Origin of the sequence: Microcoleus sp. Pol8_D6, from assembly GCF_036700965.1 — a bacterium.
Lineage (GTDB): Bacteria > Cyanobacteriota > Cyanobacteriia > Cyanobacteriales > Microcoleaceae > Microcoleus.
This window is the reverse complement of record NZ_JAUBPW010000072.1, coordinates 1-18,236: the sequence shown is the minus strand read 5'-3', so window position 1 is coordinate 18,236 and position 18,236 is coordinate 1. Positions and strand designations below refer to the sequence as shown.

General features: G+C 44.4%; 15 protein-coding genes. 6 read left to right on the top strand and 9 right to left on the bottom strand.

From position 1 onward, the window contains the following. Positions 1 to 217 precede the first annotated feature (217 nt). Complete coding sequence (locus tag QUA10_RS23590; protein WP_333085061.1) at positions 218 to 634, top strand: NUDIX hydrolase; 417 nt, start codon at positions 218 to 220, stop codon at positions 632 to 634. A 198-nt stretch (positions 635 to 832) separates the two neighbouring features. Here QUA10_RS23590 and QUA10_RS23585 read toward each other — a convergent pair whose 3' ends face one another. From QUA10_RS23585 to petC, 6 genes are all read right to left on the bottom strand, one after another. After that, positions 833 to 1,315 (bottom strand): hypothetical protein, encoded by a 483-nt coding sequence (locus QUA10_RS23585; RefSeq protein ID WP_333085060.1) that lies wholly within the window; start codon positions 1,313 to 1,315, stop codon positions 833 to 835. 51 nt (positions 1,316 to 1,366) lie between these two features. Beyond that, the gene (locus QUA10_RS23580; protein ID WP_333085059.1) at positions 1,367 to 2,419 is read right to left on the bottom strand and encodes an FAD-dependent oxidoreductase; all 1,053 of its coding nucleotides are present in this window, start codon (positions 2,417 to 2,419) and stop codon (positions 1,367 to 1,369) included. A 135-nt stretch (positions 2,420 to 2,554) separates the two neighbouring features. After that, positions 2,555 to 2,998 carry a photosystem II protein PsbQ gene (gene psbQ / locus QUA10_RS23575; protein WP_333085058.1) on the bottom strand — a complete coding sequence of 148 codons (444 nt, stop codon included), beginning with the start codon at positions 2,996 to 2,998 and terminating at the stop codon, positions 2,555 to 2,557. Positions 2,999 to 3,109: 111 nt separating this feature from the next. Next, positions 3,110 to 3,961, bottom strand: a complete 852-nt coding sequence (locus tag QUA10_RS23570) for an alpha/beta fold hydrolase (RefSeq protein WP_333085057.1) — start codon at positions 3,959 to 3,961, stop codon at positions 3,110 to 3,112. 105 nt (positions 3,962 to 4,066) lie between these two features. After that, positions 4,067 to 5,056 (bottom strand): cytochrome f, encoded by a 990-nt coding sequence (gene petA / locus QUA10_RS23565; protein ID WP_333085056.1) that lies wholly within the window; start codon positions 5,054 to 5,056, stop codon positions 4,067 to 4,069. Between the two features lie 165 nt (positions 5,057 to 5,221). Beyond that, a complete protein-coding gene (gene petC / locus QUA10_RS23560) occupies positions 5,222 to 5,764 on the bottom strand; it encodes a cytochrome b6-f complex iron-sulfur subunit (RefSeq protein WP_242717315.1) in 543 nt (180 codons plus the stop codon). A gap of 214 nt (positions 5,765 to 5,978) precedes the next feature. Between petC and QUA10_RS23555 the strand changes: the two genes are divergently transcribed. Both QUA10_RS23555 and QUA10_RS23550 read left to right on the top strand, forming a co-directional pair. Then, a complete protein-coding gene (locus tag QUA10_RS23555; RefSeq protein ID WP_333036983.1) occupies positions 5,979 to 6,296 on the top strand; it encodes a DUF3067 family protein in 318 nt (105 codons plus the stop codon). A gap of 411 nt (positions 6,297 to 6,707) precedes the next feature. Next, a complete protein-coding gene (locus QUA10_RS23550; RefSeq protein ID WP_333044070.1) occupies positions 6,708 to 7,016 on the top strand; it encodes a carbon dioxide-concentrating mechanism protein CcmK in 309 nt (102 codons plus the stop codon). Positions 7,017 to 7,133: 117 nt separating this feature from the next. On the opposite strand, the gene tatC is transcribed toward QUA10_RS23550, so the two are convergent. The 3 genes from tatC to QUA10_RS23535 form a co-directional block, all read right to left on the bottom strand. Continuing rightward, positions 7,134 to 7,979 carry a twin-arginine translocase subunit TatC gene (gene tatC / locus QUA10_RS23545; protein WP_333085055.1) on the bottom strand — a complete coding sequence of 282 codons (846 nt, stop codon included), beginning with the start codon at positions 7,977 to 7,979 and terminating at the stop codon, positions 7,134 to 7,136. Positions 7,980 to 8,182: 203 nt separating this feature from the next. Then, positions 8,183 to 9,127, bottom strand: coding sequence for an NAD(P)-dependent alcohol dehydrogenase (locus tag QUA10_RS23540; RefSeq protein WP_333085054.1), 945 nt, complete (start codon positions 9,125 to 9,127; stop codon positions 8,183 to 8,185). Positions 9,128 to 9,304: 177 nt separating this feature from the next. Continuing rightward, complete coding sequence (locus QUA10_RS23535; protein WP_333085053.1) at positions 9,305 to 11,479, bottom strand: EAL domain-containing protein; 2,175 nt, start codon at positions 11,477 to 11,479, stop codon at positions 9,305 to 9,307. Positions 11,480 to 11,724: 245 nt separating this feature from the next. Between QUA10_RS23535 and QUA10_RS23530 the strand changes: the two genes are divergently transcribed. From QUA10_RS23530 to QUA10_RS23520, 3 genes are all read left to right on the top strand, one after another. Then, the gene (locus QUA10_RS23530; protein ID WP_333086385.1) at positions 11,725 to 15,585 is read left to right on the top strand and encodes a PAS domain S-box protein; all 3,861 of its coding nucleotides are present in this window, start codon (positions 11,725 to 11,727) and stop codon (positions 15,583 to 15,585) included. Positions 15,586 to 15,830: 245 nt separating this feature from the next. Continuing rightward, positions 15,831 to 16,589: an SDR family NAD(P)-dependent oxidoreductase gene (locus tag QUA10_RS23525; RefSeq protein WP_333085051.1), complete on the top strand. Its 759-nt coding sequence runs from the start codon at positions 15,831 to 15,833 to the stop codon at positions 16,587 to 16,589. Between the two features lie 137 nt (positions 16,590 to 16,726). Next, entirely contained in the window at positions 16,727 to 17,824 is a 1,098-nt protein-coding gene (locus QUA10_RS23520; protein ID WP_333085050.1) for a DJ-1/PfpI/YhbO family deglycase/protease, read from the top strand. Positions 17,825 to 18,236: the final 412 nt, after the last annotated feature.

The following is an 18,236-nucleotide window of genomic DNA, read 5'->3' as shown; positions in this document are numbered from 1 at the left end:
GGATTGCACCTGGTTATTATAATAATATTATTGTTCAGTGGGAGTGCATGGGAATTTCCTCTTTTCGACAAGCAGGAAAAGCCAAATATGTTTATTATCCACTTTATTGCTATCTCAACTTTGCAATTGTCGAGAATCAGGATGCTGTTTTTATTTTTTAGTTGTAAACTCTTCATGAGGTTACAGCAGCTTTTGCAGCCAGAAATATGCAGAAATTATGAGTATAAAAATCGCTTTACTGGTTGATCAATCGGGGGTAATTCCCTATCGCATTCAAGACGGACAAATTGAAGTAATGCTGATTACTTCTTCGGCTAGCAAGCGCTGGGTGATTCCCAAAGGATTAATTGAAACTGATATGACTCCCCAAGATTCCGCTGCCAAGGAAGCTTGGGAAGAAGCAGGTTTGTTGGGTAAAGTGTTCCCGGATTTGCTGGGAACTTACGAGTATCAAAAATCCGGCTATACTTGTCAGGTAGAAGTATTTTTAATGCAAGTCCAAGCAGTTCTAGAAATTTGGCCGGAAGCTAGCAAGAGAAAGCGGCAGTGGGTAAGTATTCCTAAAGCAATTAAGCGGGTTAATGAACCGGAACTCAAACTCATTTTGGCGGATTTGCCGAATCGGTTCTGGTAATTTACTCATGGATGCAGAACCTAATTATCTAAGGTGCGCCGAGGCGCATCTTAGCGCCATAATTCTTCGCGCGTCCAACCACTTTTTGGTCTTAGTATAAACTTGTAGGGTGCGTTCGTCAGCTAAATGATTGGAAAATAGAGCTATGATTACTGACGCACCCTACAAACTTATGATATCAGTGCGAAAAGTTTCCCCTTAAGCGTTAGCTGACAGAAAAGGAATACTTTCGGCTAAGTTATCCTTAACTTCAATTCCCTGTTTTCTCGCCCAAAACTGGCTCAAAAAGTGAATTTGTCGCAAGCCGACAACTAAATTTAAACCGGGTACAAAGATCCACCAAACTGTTAGCGGTTCTTTGATTCCTTCTTGGCGGTATAATTCATTAACTGTGTTGTAAAGTTTAAACTGTACGATGTAAATCCAAGCAATACCGAGGAGGGAAAACCAACCAAACCATCCGGGAACGTCAGGGTCGAATATCCGCAAAGCTTGGGGGACGGCTACTCCTAAAACAAAAGGAAGCAAGCAAAGGGTTCCCGACCAACCGCTGCCGTTATAGCGACGCAATTCTTCTTGAATAATCCATTTGTACCATCCGTAATATAGCAGCAAGCTGACTCCAGACAGCAAAATTACTCGCCACAAAGAGCGGGGTTTACCTAAAAGTTTGTCGGACATATTTAGATGTAAGATATGAATGGCTATATTGATTGTATTAACATTTGTTAATTATTGCAAAATCATTTGTCGAATCGATCGCGCTGTTGCAGGGGCCAGCAGAACACCGTTGCGATAGTGCCCACTGGCGATGAGAACGCGATCGTTACCGGGAAGCGTCTCGATAATTGGGGCCGGCCGCCCTTCCGGCCGCGGGCGCAATCCTGACCATTTCCTGATGATTTCAGCTTCTGCTAAGCCCGGACAAAGCAAACTCGCCCTCGCCATCACTTGCGCCAACATATCAGCATTAGCCTGAATTTCCCCGTTATTTTCGGAAAACTCCACCGTCGCCCCCACCCAGAATTCCCGATCGCCCAAAGGCACAATGTGAACGTCATCGCAAGTAATTACCGGGCTAAAATCTGGGTTTCCTAAAGGCTTGGCCGATCGCAAATGCAGCGCTTGTCCCAACACCGGGCGAATGTCAACCAACTGATTTAACGAGGCAGTCACAGCAGCAGAACCCAAACCAGCCGCCACAATTAGTCGATCGAACTTCAAACTAGCAGCAATCTCCGCTGCTTCAACGGGCACCCCAAACTGAAAAATCGCCCCATTTCGTTCAGCAGCATCAACCAAAGCCAAAGTTAGCGCCGTCGGATCGACTTGCCGGTCTTGAGGCGAATAAATCGCAGCAATAATGCGATCGTTTAAAGAGAGATGAGGGCAGCGATCGCGCACTCGTTCCACATCCCAAAGTTCCAATTGCCAACCTTGAGACTCGCGAGTGGCTATCAACTTTTCCCACTTACTTAAATCTTCTCCCTCCGAACAAAGCATTAAAATTCCCTGTTTGTTAAAAGGAATTTTTCGCCCCGTAACTGCTTCCAATTCTGGAATCAAAGTTTCGTAGCGCTGAAGGCTGGTTTCCCTCAAATGCCAATTTCTACCCTTAGTTTTGTGGCTGATAACTCCCATCAAAACACCGAGTGCCGCGCCAGTAGAACCTTGTGCGGGAGGCTGTTTGTCGAATACAGTAACTTGCAGTTCGGGAAATTGACTTAGTTCAAAGGCGATCGAAGCCCCAATAATACCGCAACCAATAATTGCAACGCGAATCATTCAATTTTATATTTTAGATTTTAGATTTTAAATTTTAGATTTTATAGAAGTTTCGGGTAGTTTTTTGTGGGGTGCACACGGAGCACATTATCTTCTCGGTGAACCGTGTGTACCCTATGCCAAGCCCAAAAGTTATTAAGCTTTAGGAATTAGCTGCAAGAAGGTATCGAAATCATTGACCGCTTTTTGATAGCTAGCCGTGACTTTTGCATAGTCAAGGTTTTTAGCAGCAATATCAATGTCAACCAAATCGGCAAACAAACTCTTAGTTAAATCAACAGCTTGTTGTTGAGAACTAGGCAACAAACTCGCAGAGACGGTTTTCATGGTGTTGCGTAAGTCGCCTAGAGGCCCGTGAATGTAAGTTCTGGTATCAACCCAATTTCGGTTTTGAATTAGGGTACCCAGTTTATCCATGCGCGATCGGAACTCTGTCAGGGTAGGAACATAGCGCTGAATTTGCTGGGTCTGGGCTGCTGTGTAAGTCGTTGGAACTTTTGCTTCGACACTGCTGCAACTAACCAGAAATGCCATCAAAAACGCCATCATCAAGGCAAAAATTGAACGGGGACGAGTCATATCGATTTTAGATTTTAGATTTTAGATTTCTCGTTCTCTGGAAGAGGCTGGGAATGCAGCTCGGCGAAGAGCTGGTTCACTGACCTAGCACCGAGAGTTATGTACAAAATATTATTTTACCTCCTGGCGGCGCAGAAAAGTTATCAGAGCATCGCCAACTTTTTCTGACCAATGTTCTTGAGGATAATGCCCCGCTTGTTCCAGTGTGACTAACTCTGCATTTTGCAGGGAACCGACTAGCTTTTGAGCGGGTTCAACACTTAGCCAAGGATCTGTCAAACCCCACACAAATAAAGTTGGTCGAGTCCATGCTTTCAAGCCGGATTCAATTTCGGCCATAGACTGCGGCAATTGAATATTGCGGACTGTATTCATCAGCGATCGACCTGCATCCGAACTCTTCAAAAACGGGCGGCGGTAAACATCTAAATCTTTGTCTGATATCGTCTGGCGGCTGCCACCTTCGAGAGTTCTGTCAACCAAAAGCGGGTCTTGCGTCATCATGTCGCCAATAAAAGGCAGCCCCAACTGCTGCATTTTCCAAGGCAATTTTATATCTGCTGAAACTGGTGTATTTATGATGGCTAGACGCTCAATTTTATCGGAATTGCGTAAAGCGTATTGAATGCCGGCTGAAGCTAAAAATCCTTGGACAACGAGGGAAAAGCGGTCTAATTCTATAGCTTGAATAAAGCTAGCGAGGGCGTCAACAAAAGCATCGGGAGTGTAGGCAAAGTCGCGCTTGTCTGGTTTTGTCGATCGCCCGTAGCCCACCCAATCAGGGGCGATCGATCTAAATCCCTGTGCAGCCAAGTCCGGCATCATTACAGTCCAGGTAAAACTCTGGGACGGCAAACCGTGCAGCAGCAGTACGGGCGGCTTACCAGTTTCGTTAACCGGATTTGTTTCCCGATAAAACCATTTCAGCGGGCCTACTTCAACTATCTTCTCATCAATTAACATTATTTTACTGGTTATTTATCAAAGAATAAGGCGGGTATTCCCCGCCCTACTTACCTAATAGTTGGGTGTGCATAGAACACCTTACCCAACTAATTACAGCCGCGTTTAGAAATTCATTTCAGCAGCTTGAACTTTTTCGACCTGTTTCTTCTTGAGAACCAGCATGATTTGAGCCAGCATGGTTATAGCCACGAAAGCCATCAATCCTTTAACTCGATCGGCACTTTGCAGCACAATCTCCACGTCTTTTTGACCGAAGCCGCCCACATTAGGATTGTTTGTCAAAAGTTCGCCTGCTGCAACTGTTTGTCCTTCAGTAACAATCAGTTTTGGGCCTGCGGGAATCGTATCAACAACGGCTGCACCTTCAGCAGGTTGAATTGTCACTTCATAACCGCCAGCTTCCGGTTGAGCAATCTTAGAAATGCTGCCAGCTACCGAAGCATTGTAAACAGTATTATTGCTTTTTTCGCCAGTAGGATAAACCTGACCGCGACCGCGGTTGCCACCAACATAAATTTGGTATTTGCCGTAGTGAACGGACTTGTCAGTTGCCGGATTCGGGGACAAAACTGGGAATACCAATTCTTTATACTGTTCTCCCGGTACTGGGCCCACTAAAACAATATTTTCTTGGGTTTCGCTGTAAGGTTGGAAGTAAAGATCACCGACTTTTTCCTTCATTTCTTCGGGAATTCTGTCAGCGGGAGCAATCTTGAAACCTTCGGGCAACATCACAACTGCACCCACATTCAAGCCACCTTTGCTGCCGTCGCCGACAACTTGCTGCACGCTAGTATCGTAGGGAATCTTGACAATAGCTTCAAACACTGTGTCAGGCAAAACAGATTGCGGTACTTCAACTTCAGTCGGTTTTGCACCGAGGTGACAGTTAGCGCAAACAATGCGACCTGTGGCTTCGCGGGGAGTAGCGGGTGCTGTTTGCTGAGCCCAGAAAGGGTAAGCAAAAGCTGCTTGGGGAAGTGCGATGTCGCTGGTGAGGAAAAATCCTGCGGCTGCGATCGCAATTAAGGCTGTTTTCGCGATCGTCCTGGCACTGCGGCGAAATATCGCAGATAAATTAGTTTGTGGCATTAGAGTATTCAATCTCAAAGGTCAGACAATTTTGGATTTTGGATTTTGGATTTTGGATTTTGGATTTTGGACTTTGGATTATTAGACTGCTTTAGGGATGCAATTATCTGTGGTTTTCACCATTCACCCCCTATCTAAAATCTCAAATCTAAAATCCAAAATAGTTTAAGACCACCAAGGTGCTTCGCCGGTGCGGAAATCTGTTTCTGTCCAAGTTGTAAAAGCAATCTTGTCATCTGCGACAGTGGCGTGGGCCAGGGCCAGAGACAAAGGCGCGGGGCCGCGCACCACCTTGCCCTCATTATTGTATTGAGAACCGTGGCAAGGACAGATAAACTTGTTTTCGCTAACATTCCAAGGCACGACGCAACCCAAGTGAGTGCAGACTGCATTGATGCCGTAGTCGGCTATAGATTGGTCTTCTTTCACCACAACATAGGTGGGGTCGCCTTTGAGACCTTGGGCTAAGCTGCGATCGCCCGCAGGGTGCGAAGCCAAATATTCGCTAACGATGATGTCGTTACCCAAAGCATCTTTAGCTGTCACTCCGCCCCCAACTGCCCCACTCGACGGAGGAACAAAATATTGGACAACGGGATAGAGTGCGCCCAGTGCAACACCTGTGACTGTACCGAACGTCAGCAAATTCATAAATTGGCGACGCCCCATATCGGGGACATCGGGATTTCCAGCAGAAGATTGAGCCATGACCTGCCTTTACGGTTTTAAGTTACGTTTGTTTGTTAGCTGTTAGCGAACCTGTACGTGCAGAGGAAGGAGGATAATTGCCGTTAATCTGCTCGCACAAATTTTAGGCCGCGAAAATTCCTTTTAAGAATGCGCCTTCCAGCCTTTATTAGAGTATTATTACATTTTTTGAACTTTGTCTTTTATTGTTTAATGGATTAACTCAGGAGCAACCATGACGGGCCAGGATTTACACCAGCTACTGCTAGAAAAATGGGGAAAGTCTTACGATATCAGATTGCGGCGAACACGGGGCAAGATTTTTGTGCAAGTTATGTGGAAATATTTAGAACAGGCATCTTTTCCGATGACGGAGGCTGATTATTTCGAGCATTTGGATGCGGTGGCCAATTACCTCAACGGCTGGGGGAGCACAGAACAGGTGAGAGAATATATCGTGACTACTCGCGATCGCCCCCGTTTGGGCAAAGCTGTCAGCGTTCCTCTAGATTTGGGTGAAAGAGCCTCGGAGTGGTTGCTAGACGAGTTTTGAATCAGTCAGTCGATTTTAGATTTTAGATTTTAGATTTTAGATTGACTCCACAGCCGGGATCTGGGGGAGTTCCCTAAAGTTTTGTGTCGCGCCGCGGCTGGATTAGTTGAGCCCAAAGTCCCGAAAATCGATCGGCGAGCTTGTCATACGACTTGCTGCTGGTGAGAAACTAAGCTGTGGCGCATCTAATTTGCACAGTTGTTTTGATTCAAAGTCTTGTGTGGCGGGCTTTGCTGCGCGCCCCCAACTGTGGGATTTAAATACCGCAACAGTTTCTGGGGCTTTTTAGGGGCTTTTTAAATTTTGGGCGATCGGACTTCTAGCTTACCAAAATCATCCGAAGCAATTTCTGTCAACAATTTCACATACAATGAGTGTCAGATATCTTGTGAAATTTAGGAGAATGTTGTAATGGGTGTTGCACTGGGAATGGTTGAAGTCTTAGGATTTCCCGCTGCAGTAGAAGTTGCGGACTCAATGGTGAAAGCAGCCCGTGTTACTTTAGTTCGCTATGAGAAAATAACCCGCGCCTACTGGACAATTATAGTGCGAGGAGATGTTTCTGAAGTGCAAGCAGCCGTTGCTGCTGGAATTGAATCAGTTAAAAAGGTCGATGGCGGAAAGTTGCTATCGTATCACATAATTGCTCGTCCCCACGAGAATCTGGATTACATTTTGCCGATCGGCTACACTCCCGAAGTAGAACAGTTCCGAATGTAGTCAAAGTTTTGACAAAACTTTGGTGTGGAATTTTAACTTTTAGTGATTATAGAGGCGCGGGCGATCGCGTCTCTATATTTTTTTGTCGGCAAGTCGATCGATCTTTCTGTGAAGTTTTTAGCGTCCTAAAAGCTTCACCAAACCAACCCCGCCAAAATACAAGCTCAGCACCGCACCTCCTAAAAGACTTTGCGTTAAAGGGTCAGTAGAAGGCGTTAAAACCGCTCCCAAAACTGCCGCTCCCAAGACTACATAACGCCAGCCGGAGAGCATTTGGTTGGAAGAAACTATGCCCAAAACACCGAGCAATACTTGGAGAATCGGGATTTGAAAAGCTAAGCCGGTGCTGAACATTAACAGCAGCACAAATTTAAAGTATTTGTCGATCGACCACAACTGCTCTACAACATCTGCCCCATAGGTAACAAAGAAATTCAGCGCCGCCGGAATCAGAGCGATGTAAGCAAATACTAAACCGCCCAAAAATAGGAAACTCGAACCTAAAAACACCGGCCCCAGCAACCTGCGTTCTTTGCGAGTCAAGCCGGGGAGAACAAACAGCGCTATCTGGTAAAAAATAAACGGACTGGCGATGAGCAAACCGCTGTATCCGGCTACTTCGATAGAAACAAAGAAATACTCGCCGGGAGCTAGTTGCAGAAACTTGACGGGGCCGGCCGGTACTTCTAGCAGTTGCACGATTGGTTTAACTGTGAAAAAGCAACCGATTACAGCGATTACTACTGCAATTAGCGAGTAGAAAAGTCGCTGTCGCAATTCTTCTAAATGATCGAATAAAGACATTTCAACTTCGTCGGGAAGTTCGTCGAGAAATTCGTTTTCTAAGTTGCGAGAACCCATCGCACCGCCGGCGATTGGTGCAATGCTGTTTTCGGAGCTAATTGCTTCGAGGGTGTTCTCTGAACCTTGTTCGGATGTCTCCAAGTTTGAGGGAGCAGTCATAGGGAATGGGTAATTGGTAAGGGGTATTGGGAAGAGGAAAGGGGTAATTGGAAAGTGGTAATTAATTGGAAATTGGAAATTGAGAATAGTTATTTCATAATTGCTCCGACTTCCTTCTTCATTCTTTATTCTGACATCAGCAGTAGAAGGAATGATCGATAATTAATCCGTGTAGCGGTGTCAAAATCCGTGTCGTGCCTTCATTATTCAATGACGATCGCAATTTTGCCGATCGCGCGGCCCGTTTCGCTGTAAGCGTGGGCTGCTGCTACTTCTGCTAAGCTGTAAGTGCGATCGACAATCGGCTCAACTTTATCGGATTCTATTAACTCCCGCAAAGCCCCTAAATCGCTGGTGTTGGCATTGGCGACAATTAATTTAGCTTTTTTACCAGATAAAAACCAGCTTGTTAACATCGGTGCGAGGTTGTCTAAACTCGGCAAAGTCGAGATATAAACTCCCTCTGGTTGCAGCACTTTTTCGCATTCAGCAAATGTTCTTGTCCCGACAGCATCCAAAATTATATCATATTTATCGGTCTGTTGAGTAAAGTCAATTTCTGCGTAATCCAGGACAAAATCGGCTCCCAAACTCTTGACCAATTCTCTATTTTTAGCACTGCAAACTCCCGTTACTTCCGCATTCATTGCTTTCGCAACTTGCACGGCAAAAGTGCCGACTCCGCCGGAAGCGCCGTTAATCAATACTTTATTTCCGGCTTGGATTTGACCCAAATCCCTGAGCGATTGCAAAGCAGTTAAACCTGCGATCGGTACTGCTGCTGCTTCTGCATGAGTGATGTTTTTCGGTTTAATTGCCGCATCCGATTCTGCCACGACCGCGTATTCGGCGCAAGCACCTCCACTGATGGGATTTAAGAAAGTATAAACTTCATCTCCGGGTTGAAATGTGGTGACTTCCCGGCCGACTTCCACCACAACTCCCGATATATCAGAACCGACAATTCGAGGAAAGCTAAATCCTGTTAATAGTTGCAGGTGTCCTTGCCGGATTTTCCAGTCTACGGGATTGACGCTGCTAGCGCGAACTCGCACTAACAATTCGTTGGATTTGGCGATCGGCTTTTCCAATTCTCGGTACTGCAATTCCTCGGCTGAACCGTAGCGATCGAACGCAACTGCTTTCATGGCAAATTTTCCGGTTTATTTCCAGTAGAACACTCAATCCTTTACAATTACAGCACATTCGATCTCAATGTGACACAGCAAATTGAGCCAGCCTTGTAGCAGCGGGCGATCGACTCTTGGAGGCCTCCAGACAGGACGCAGGCGTGAGGCAATGGGTTCGCTGGCTGAGGGCGCTCGCTAGCGATTAAAATTAATAGGTACGGGGCGGGCGACCCCATAACCCTGAGCATAATCTACTCCTATCTCCCGCAATTTTTCTAAAATAGTCTCGTCTTCGACAAACTCAGCTATAGTTTCAAGATTCATCGCATGGGCAATACGATTAAAGCCTTCAACCAGCGCTTGAGAAATCAAATTCTGACTAATATTCTTGACAAAAGCACCATCAATTTTTAGATAATCAACTGGTAAATTTATCAGATACGCAAAGGAACTCAACCCACTGCCAAAATCATCTAAAGCAAAGCAACACCCAATTTTTTTGAGTTCGCTCATGAAATATCTGGCTTGCTCAAAGTTCGCGATAGCTGCGGTTTCCGTGATTTCAAAACCAATGGTGTGTGGCGGGACTTGGTAGCGAGAAAATTGTTCGATTAAAAACCTCATAAACTGATTGTTACTAATGCTAGCCCCAGAAAGATTGATCGTATACAAGCCTTGACTAAGAACATCTTTCTCCGGCAACTTGTGATAGTTCGAGAAAAAAGTTTCGACAACCCAACAATCGATATCAGTTATCAAGCCGTAACGCTCGGCAGCGGGAATAAACAGATTTGGAGATACTATTGTTCCATTTTCGTCTAGCATTCTAATCAAAATTTCATAATGCTCTACTAATGGTTTAGAGGTAATAGAGACAATCTTTTGGTAGTAGAGACAAAAACGATTGGTTTCCAGCGCTCGGCTGATTTGGGAAATCAACTGCCTTTCACCACGTTGTTTAATTAGTTCGCTATCATCTAGACTATAAATATGAACACAGTTGCGGCCTCTGGCTTTGGCAGCATAACAAGCTGCATCAGCCGCTCCCAGAAGCTCCCTCAAATCTTGGCTTGTTTGGTCAATAGCAACAACTCCAATGCTGACTCCGATGATAAATGTTTTGCCATTCCAAATAAACCGAAAGTGATGCACTAGGTCTTTGAGGTTTTCCGCAATCTGGGTTGCTTGAGAGAGCGAACATTGAGTGAGCAAAATACCAAATTCATCACCTCCCAAGCGAGCCAGCATATCATTAGCACGGATTCCCTGTTGAATAAGTCCGGTGATTTGGCGCAGTAGCTCATCGCCAGCAATATGACCTACGGTATCGTTAACGACTTTGAACTGATCTAAATCTAAATAACAGAGAGCGTGCTGGTGATTGCTATCTTTACTAGAGGCGATCGCCTCAATTAGGTGCTGCTCAAATCTTCGACGGTTGATCAACCCCGTTAGGGAATCGTGACTGGCTTCCCAAGAGAGCTGACGGGTGAGATAGCGCGATTCAGTAACATCATGAAAGACGATTACTGCCCCGATAATTTGACCTTGGCGGTCTCGAATCGGTGCTGCCGAGTCAGCAATGGGATACTCGGTTCCATCATCGGCAATTAGAATAGTATTGTTAGCTAAGGTCACAATTCGCTCCTCTAATAGAGCCTTGTTTATAGGATTCTCTACTGGCTGTCGCGTTACTTGATCGACAATTAGGAAGACTGTAGAGAAAGGAACTCCTTGAACCTCATGAGTTTTCCAGCCTGTCAGTCGCTCAGCTATAGGATTGAAATATCTCACCCTACCTTGGGCATCAGTAGTAATGACCGCATCGCCAATGGATTGCAGTGTCACTTGAGCCAATTCCTTTTCGGCAAAGAGAGACTCTTCGAGACGTTGCCGTTCTTCAATTTCGGTCAACAGACATAAATTCTGCTCTTGCAGTCTTTGTTGCAGCCTTCGGATCGTTAGGTGGGTTTCGACACGAGCTAATACTTCTTCGACTTGAAATGGCTTAGCAATATAATCTACCCCTCCAGCAGCAAGCCCTTGTACCTTATTAAAGGTTTCACTTAGCGCACTCAAAAAAATTATGGGAATGTCGGCAGTGCGCTCGTCAGATTTTAATTTTCGGCAAACTTCATAACCATCAATATCAGGCAATTTAATGTCTAGTAATATTAACTCCGTCGATGGCGATTGGGCGGCTCTGAGCGCCATTGCCCCTGTTATAGCACTGCGAACTTTATAACCCTCTTCCCTCAAAGTATCCCTTAGCAGACGCAGGTTATCAGGCAGATCGTCAACAATTAAAATATTGCCTCGGTAGTTTGTGGCTCGATCGCTAACCCTATCGCTAGTTCTATGGACAATCATACTCATTTCCCTAGTTTCCTGCTAGAGGAATATAAACATATGCACAAATAGTATAGTTGAATTATTAGGTTATAAAGGTGACTTTACGCAGAAAGAAGTTCTACGATCCCGGAGATATTGGGCTGGCAAGGGGGCGCCACCATACAAAATCTGAATAGTTCGGTTAGGGGCAGTCCCCCCGTGGTTGCCCTTCTTCGCTTCGCCTAACATCAGAAGAAGAGTATTTCAACCCAAGCAGCCGATTTATGAGCAAGCGGATTTCTCACATGGCAAGTCTACTCGTCATTGCGATCGGGTGTCTCGTGCTGCTTGGTTGGCAATTTGACATCTCGCTACTCAAAAGCGGTTTTCCCGGTATGACTTCGACCATGAAAGCAAACACGGCAATTTGCTTTTTGCTGGCTGGAGTGTCTTTGAGATTGTTGCAGTACCAAAGAACCCGACTGCACAATTGCATCGCTCAATGGATGGCAGGATTCATAATCATCCTCGGTATGCTGACGCTGATCCAGTATATTTTTGGTTGGAAACTGGGTATTGATGAGTGGCTTTTCCCAGATTTCGTGTCTTCAGCGACTCCTTATCCGGGAAGAATGGGACTAAATACCGCCCTAAATTTTGTGCTGATGGGACTAGCACTGTTACTCTTAGGGCAAAACTCCCAACGCTATACTTGGTTTGCTCAGATTTTTAGTAGTGTTGCAACTTTAATTTCTTTACTAGCTTTATTTGCACACCTATTCCATGTCGATATTCTTGAACGTTTGGCCACAATTACGACGACTCAACCCGTAAACACGATCGCCACCTTTTTCATCCTCTATGGAGGAATTTTATGGCTCCGCCCCAAACAAGGATTAATGCAAGTAGTAAACAGTCCTCTGGTGGGGGGAGTAATGGTTCGGTGGTTGCTGCCTTGGGGGACAATCTTTCCAGTGACACTGAACTGGTTGACTCTTCAGGGACAAAATTTAGGCTGGTATAACGTTAATTTTGGCTATACATTGCGTTCAACTGTTATGGTTGTCACGTTCTCAATTCTGATCTTGGGGACGGCTCGCTCTTTAAACCAGATAGATTACAGGCGCCAAAAAGCGGAAAAAGAAATTAAAAAACTTAACGAAACTTTAGAAATTCTTGTCGCTGAAAGAACAGATGCTTTACAAAAATCGCAGGCTCGTTTTGCGGGAATTCTAGAAATCGCCAATGATGCAATTATTTCAGTCGATCGCACTCAACGCATTACCCTGTTTAATCAAGGGGCCGAAAAGATGTTTGGCTATAAAATTAAGGATATTTTAGGGAAGCCACTGAATTTACTGCTGCCAGAACAGTTTAGAGATGCACATCCGCAGCATATCAAACAATTTGCACAGTCTTCTACCAGAGCGCGAAGGATGGGAGAACGAGGCGAGATTTTGGGTCGTCGTCAAGATGGAACGCAGTTTTCGGCTGAAGCCTCTATTTCTAAGCTGGAAATGGGAGACGAAACGGTATTTACTGTTATTATGCGCGATATTAGCGATCGCAAACAAATTGAAATGGCTTTACGAAACAGTGAAGAGCAGTTTCGCCATGCGTTTGAAGATGCCTCTATCGGGATGGCGATCGTTTCACTTGATGGGCACTGGGTTAAAGTCAATCCTGCCTTATGTCAGATTCTTGGCTACTCCTCAGAAGAGTTGTTAGCGTTAACTTTCCAAGACATTACCCATCCTGATGATTTAGACGCGGATCTTAGTTATGCAAATCAACTATTAGCAGGAACAATTTCAACTTACCAACTGGAAAAACGGTATTTCCATAAACAAGGACATATAATTTGGATTCTTCTTGATGGCTCGCTAGTACAAGATGGACAGGGAAATTCACTGCATTTTATTGCTCAGATCCAAGACATTACCGCTCGAAAAGAAGCTCAAAAGACGCTAGAGCTTCAAAGCGTTATCATGAATAACATGGCAGGAGGAGTGTGTTTAATCAAAGCCTCAGACCTCATGCTCGTCTACACCAATCCTACCTTTGACGCTATGTTTGGCTACACAGAGGACGAACTCGCAGGTCAAGCCCTTGGTGTCTTGAATTATGTCGATACAAATTTTACACCAGATATAACCGTTCTAGATATCGTCACTCAAATTGAACAGACCGGCGAAGCGAAATATGAAGTCCACAATAGAAAGAAAGATGGAACTCTCTTTTGGTGCAGAGTTCATACATCCAGGTTTGATCATCCTGAATACGGAACTGTATATGTTGCCGTTCAGGAGGACGCAACAGAGCTAAAACTGGCTGAGCAAGCCTTACAAGCTACCACAAATCGTCTCAACTTTCTTCTAAATTACAGCCCCGTGGTCATTTTTAGCAGTAAACCTGCTGGCGATTATGGAGCAACGTTCATCAGCGAAAATATCAAAGATATATTGGGCTACGAAACCAGCGAGTTTTTAGAAGATTCTAAATTTTGGGTGAATCACTTATACCCCGATGATGTAGAACGAGTGCTGAATGGCTTAGCAAATCTATTCGTTAATGATTTTTACTTCCACGAATACCGTTTTCGTCGCTCCGATGGGGTTTATCGCTGGATGCTCGGTCAGCTTAGGCTAATTCGAGATAATTCAGGTACACCAGTAGAAATTTTGGGATATTTAATTGACATTAGCGATCGCAAACAAGCTGAGTTGGAATCTCACCAGGCAACTGAAGCAAACCAAGCCAAGACAGTCTTCCTCGCCAACATGAGCCACGAACTCCGCACCCCGCTCAACTCTATTTTGGGATTCACCCAATTGATGAGCTATGAGAGAAATCTGACTCCTTCTCTCCAAGAACGTTTACAGATTGTCAATCGTAGCGGTAGACATTTATTGGACTTGATTAACGATATTTTAGATTTATCAAAAATAGAGAGCGGACGGATGACACTCAATCTTTCTGACTTTGATTTGATAAATTTGCTAGCTTCTATTGAAGAAATGTTCCAAGTTAAAGTTCAATCTAAAGAATTGCAACTAATTTTCCAGCTAGGTCCCGACATTCCTCAATTTGTGCATAGCGACGAGAAAAAACTTTATCAAGTCTTGGTCAATCTGCTCGGGAATGCGATTAAGTTTACCAACCAAGGAAGCGTCACGCTACGGGTAAGAGCAGGACAAAGAGATAAAACCTCCTGTCACCTATGTTTTGAAATCGAGGATACAGGTGTGGGAATTTCGCCAACAGAAATTGATAAATTGTTTAAGGTTTTCGTGCAAGCCGAAGCTGGGAATAATTTGAGTCAAGGCACTGGGCTTGGTTTAGCGATCAGTCAAAAACTCGTCAAACTCATGGGCGGTCAAATTCGCGTTAAAAGCACTTTGAACCGAGGTACCACTTTTTCCTTTGAGATTGGTGTACAGTTACCTCAAGCAGAATCCTTACCCCCAAAATCAATTAATCAAAGAGTAATTAGTTTAGCTCCCGGACAACCGACTTACCGCATTCTTGTCGTTGAAGATTTAGCAGAAAATCGCCGCTTGTTAGTCGATATCCTTACTTCCATTGGCTTTGAGGTGAGAGAAGCAACACAGGGAGTTGAGGCAATCTCACTGTGGGAGAGTTGGTTGCCCCACCTGATTTTCATGGATCTGCGAATGCCCATCATGGACGGCTACACAGCTACTAAATATATTAGAGAACGCCCTAACAACCAAGAAACTGTCCTTATTGCTTTAACTGCCAGTGCCTTTGAAGAAGAGCGAGAGAACGTTCTCATGGCTGGCTGTAACGACTTTATCACCAAGCCATTTCAGCAGAGAGAAATTTTTGACAAACTCGCTAAATATTTGGGAGTGCAATATATCTACGAAGTCCTAGAAAAAACTCCACAAAAACTATTAATTGAAACTGTTTCTGTAGAAGATATATCCGTGATGTCCCCTCAGTGGTTAGAACAAATGTATCAAGCCGCTTACTATCTCGATACCGAAGTTATGAATGAATTAATTGTAGAAATTCCCGCATCTAAAGCAGGTTTGTCCAAGGCACTAACTGATTATATCAATAATTTTAATTCTGACCGAATTATGGATTTAATTCGACCTCTACTCCCCAATCCACTTTAGCTATCGAGTTTAAGGACAAAGAAGCTATAGTGCTGTAAGCAGTGGCTATATTTCCAATAGAAACCAACAGGGGAAAGGATTTGGAAGTTTTTGGAAATGTGTGTTGCAGATATCTATCAGCATGAGGCAATGCCATATACATTAGATGGAATGTGCTGTATCATATAGCAATTATATTTTTGGTGTAAAGGGGATTTATTTTTTTTATTAACCGCAGAGGGCGCAGAGGCCACCGAGAAAGAGAAATGATTGATTTAACAGGAAAGGTAATTTTAGTAACTGGTGGCTCGAAAGGGATTGGTGCAGTGACGGTACGGACTCTGGTTAATGCTGGGGCTGAGGTAATTTTGCATTACTTTCGCAGTCAGAAAGAAGCTGAAGCGATAGCAGCAAGTGTTGCGCGCGATCGCTGTTATTTATTGGCAGCAGATTTGAGGGTGGAAAACGCGGCCTCGACTTTGTGGCGAGATGCTTTAAAATGGCGCGGTCATATTGATATTTTAGTTAATAATGCGGGGATTATACAGTCAGCGGGTATCGAGGACAAATTCGATATTTGGTCGTCAGCTTGGCAGCAAACTCTACAAGTAAATTTAGTTGCCGTTGCCGATTTGTGCCGGGAATCTATTCTGCACTTTCAAACTCGCCGAGTCGGTACAATTATTAATATAGCAAGTCGCGCTGCTTTTCGGGGAGATGACCCGAATTATCTGCATTACGCCGCTTCTAAAGGTGCTATTGTTGCTTTAACTCGCAGCATTGCTAGAGGGTTTGCGGCTGATAATATTTTGGCTTTTACGGTTGCACCGGGATTTGTCAGTACAGAAATGTCTAATCAGTTTATTCAGGAGTTCGGTGAAGCTGATATTATTCGCGATATCCCGATCGGCAAAATCGCTCCTCCTCAAGATGTGGCCCATGTGATCGCGTTTTTAGCGTCGGGTTTAGCTGCACACGCTACCGGGACTACGATCGACATTAATGGAGCCTCTTACGTGCATTGAGACAATTACTGTAAAATACCTCTCAAGGCTCACGCTGATATCTTTTAAAACTCACTAATTTATCACTTTAGCAAGACGCTAAAAACGTCATAAATGAATTAGTATTAGATGAAAAGATAGTCTGAGGAAAGTTGATTATGACAACAGATAACGGCACCAACACCAAACGAGTTGCCATACTCATCGAAAATGGAGTAGAAGATTCGGAATTTCTAGTTCCTTACAACGCCTTAAAACAAGCAAATTTTGAAGTAGTTGTCCTCGGTTCGCGGACAAACGAAAAGTATGCAGGGAAACAAGGAAAAGTTGCTCAGCAAGCTGACGGAACTACCACTGAAGCAGTACCCGCCGAATTCGATGCAGTAGTCATTCCCGGCGGTATGGCTCCCGATATGATGCGGACTAATCCCAATACAGTACGTTTTGTACGAGAAGCATTTGAGCAAGGCAAAATAGTCGCTGCTGTTTGCCACGGCCCGCAACTTTTGATTGAAGCCGACTTGCTGAAAGGTAAAAATGCGACTGGTTTCTTGGCAATTAAAACAGACATGATTAATGCCGGAGCTAACTACATTAACGAAGCTTTAGTAGTTGATGGCAACTTGATCACTTCCCGCCAACCTGGAGATTTAGCAATATTTACCACCGCAATTCTGGCTCGCCTGGGTTACGGCGGAAAAGCAGTCGGTTTGCCAGAAGAAACTGACACAAATGCAGAATGGTGGAAATTAGCTAATGGTTGGGGAGGTTCTACAAAAGGCGACATTGTTAAAGGTTTGAATACCGCCCTCGCAGGGGAACGCTATGCTTGTGAAGCCTTTGAACATTATGCCGAAAAAACCCAAGATAGCGATTTGCGATCGCTCTTGAGAGAAATGATTCAAAACAAACAGAATCACATCCTCGCTCTCGAAAAACGCCTCAACGATTTTGGTGAAAAACCCTCAATTCCTGCCCAAATTGCTGACAAATACGCTAAATTAAAAGCTTCGATGCAAGGAACCGATGAAACGTTCTTACTGCGGAGCACTCTCGGTGATTTGCAAACTGGTGTTGTCGATATCAATAACCTGCGGGTGAAGTTCACAGATCCCGTATCAACTGCAATTTTGACAGAGATAGAATCGGATTTGTCCAAGTGTGAGCAAGTCGTTGCTAAACTCTACCGCGCCCGTGCAGTTTCCCAGGAAATTAAGTCGCCTAAACCTTCGACTAGCCCCGCTGTAAAAATGTAATCAGCAAGGGGATAAATAAGTTTGTAGTTGTGTTGATTTGTTAAAAGCCCACCAATATTCCAACTGCAAACTTGCTCTGCAATCCTAGAATATACCCTTTGCGGTAAAATAAAACCCAACACTAAAAAGCAGATATTCAACTAACTGCAAAGTGGAGGGTTTTATTCAATAAGTTTTATTTTTGTTTCAGCGGGAGACGGCGGGTTTGAAGGAAGCTTGCGACATCCGAGGGCGGTACAAGCCCCCGGATTCATCCGTGCATAAATAAAAAATATAGTATCCCATAAGCAGCCCCCGGATACATCCGTGAGGTCGCTTTCTTCAATTCTTTAATTCTAATACCACTTCTCCAAAAATATGCTACAATAGCACTTCTAGCAAAAGGACGATTGTATGAAAGTAAATTACCAAG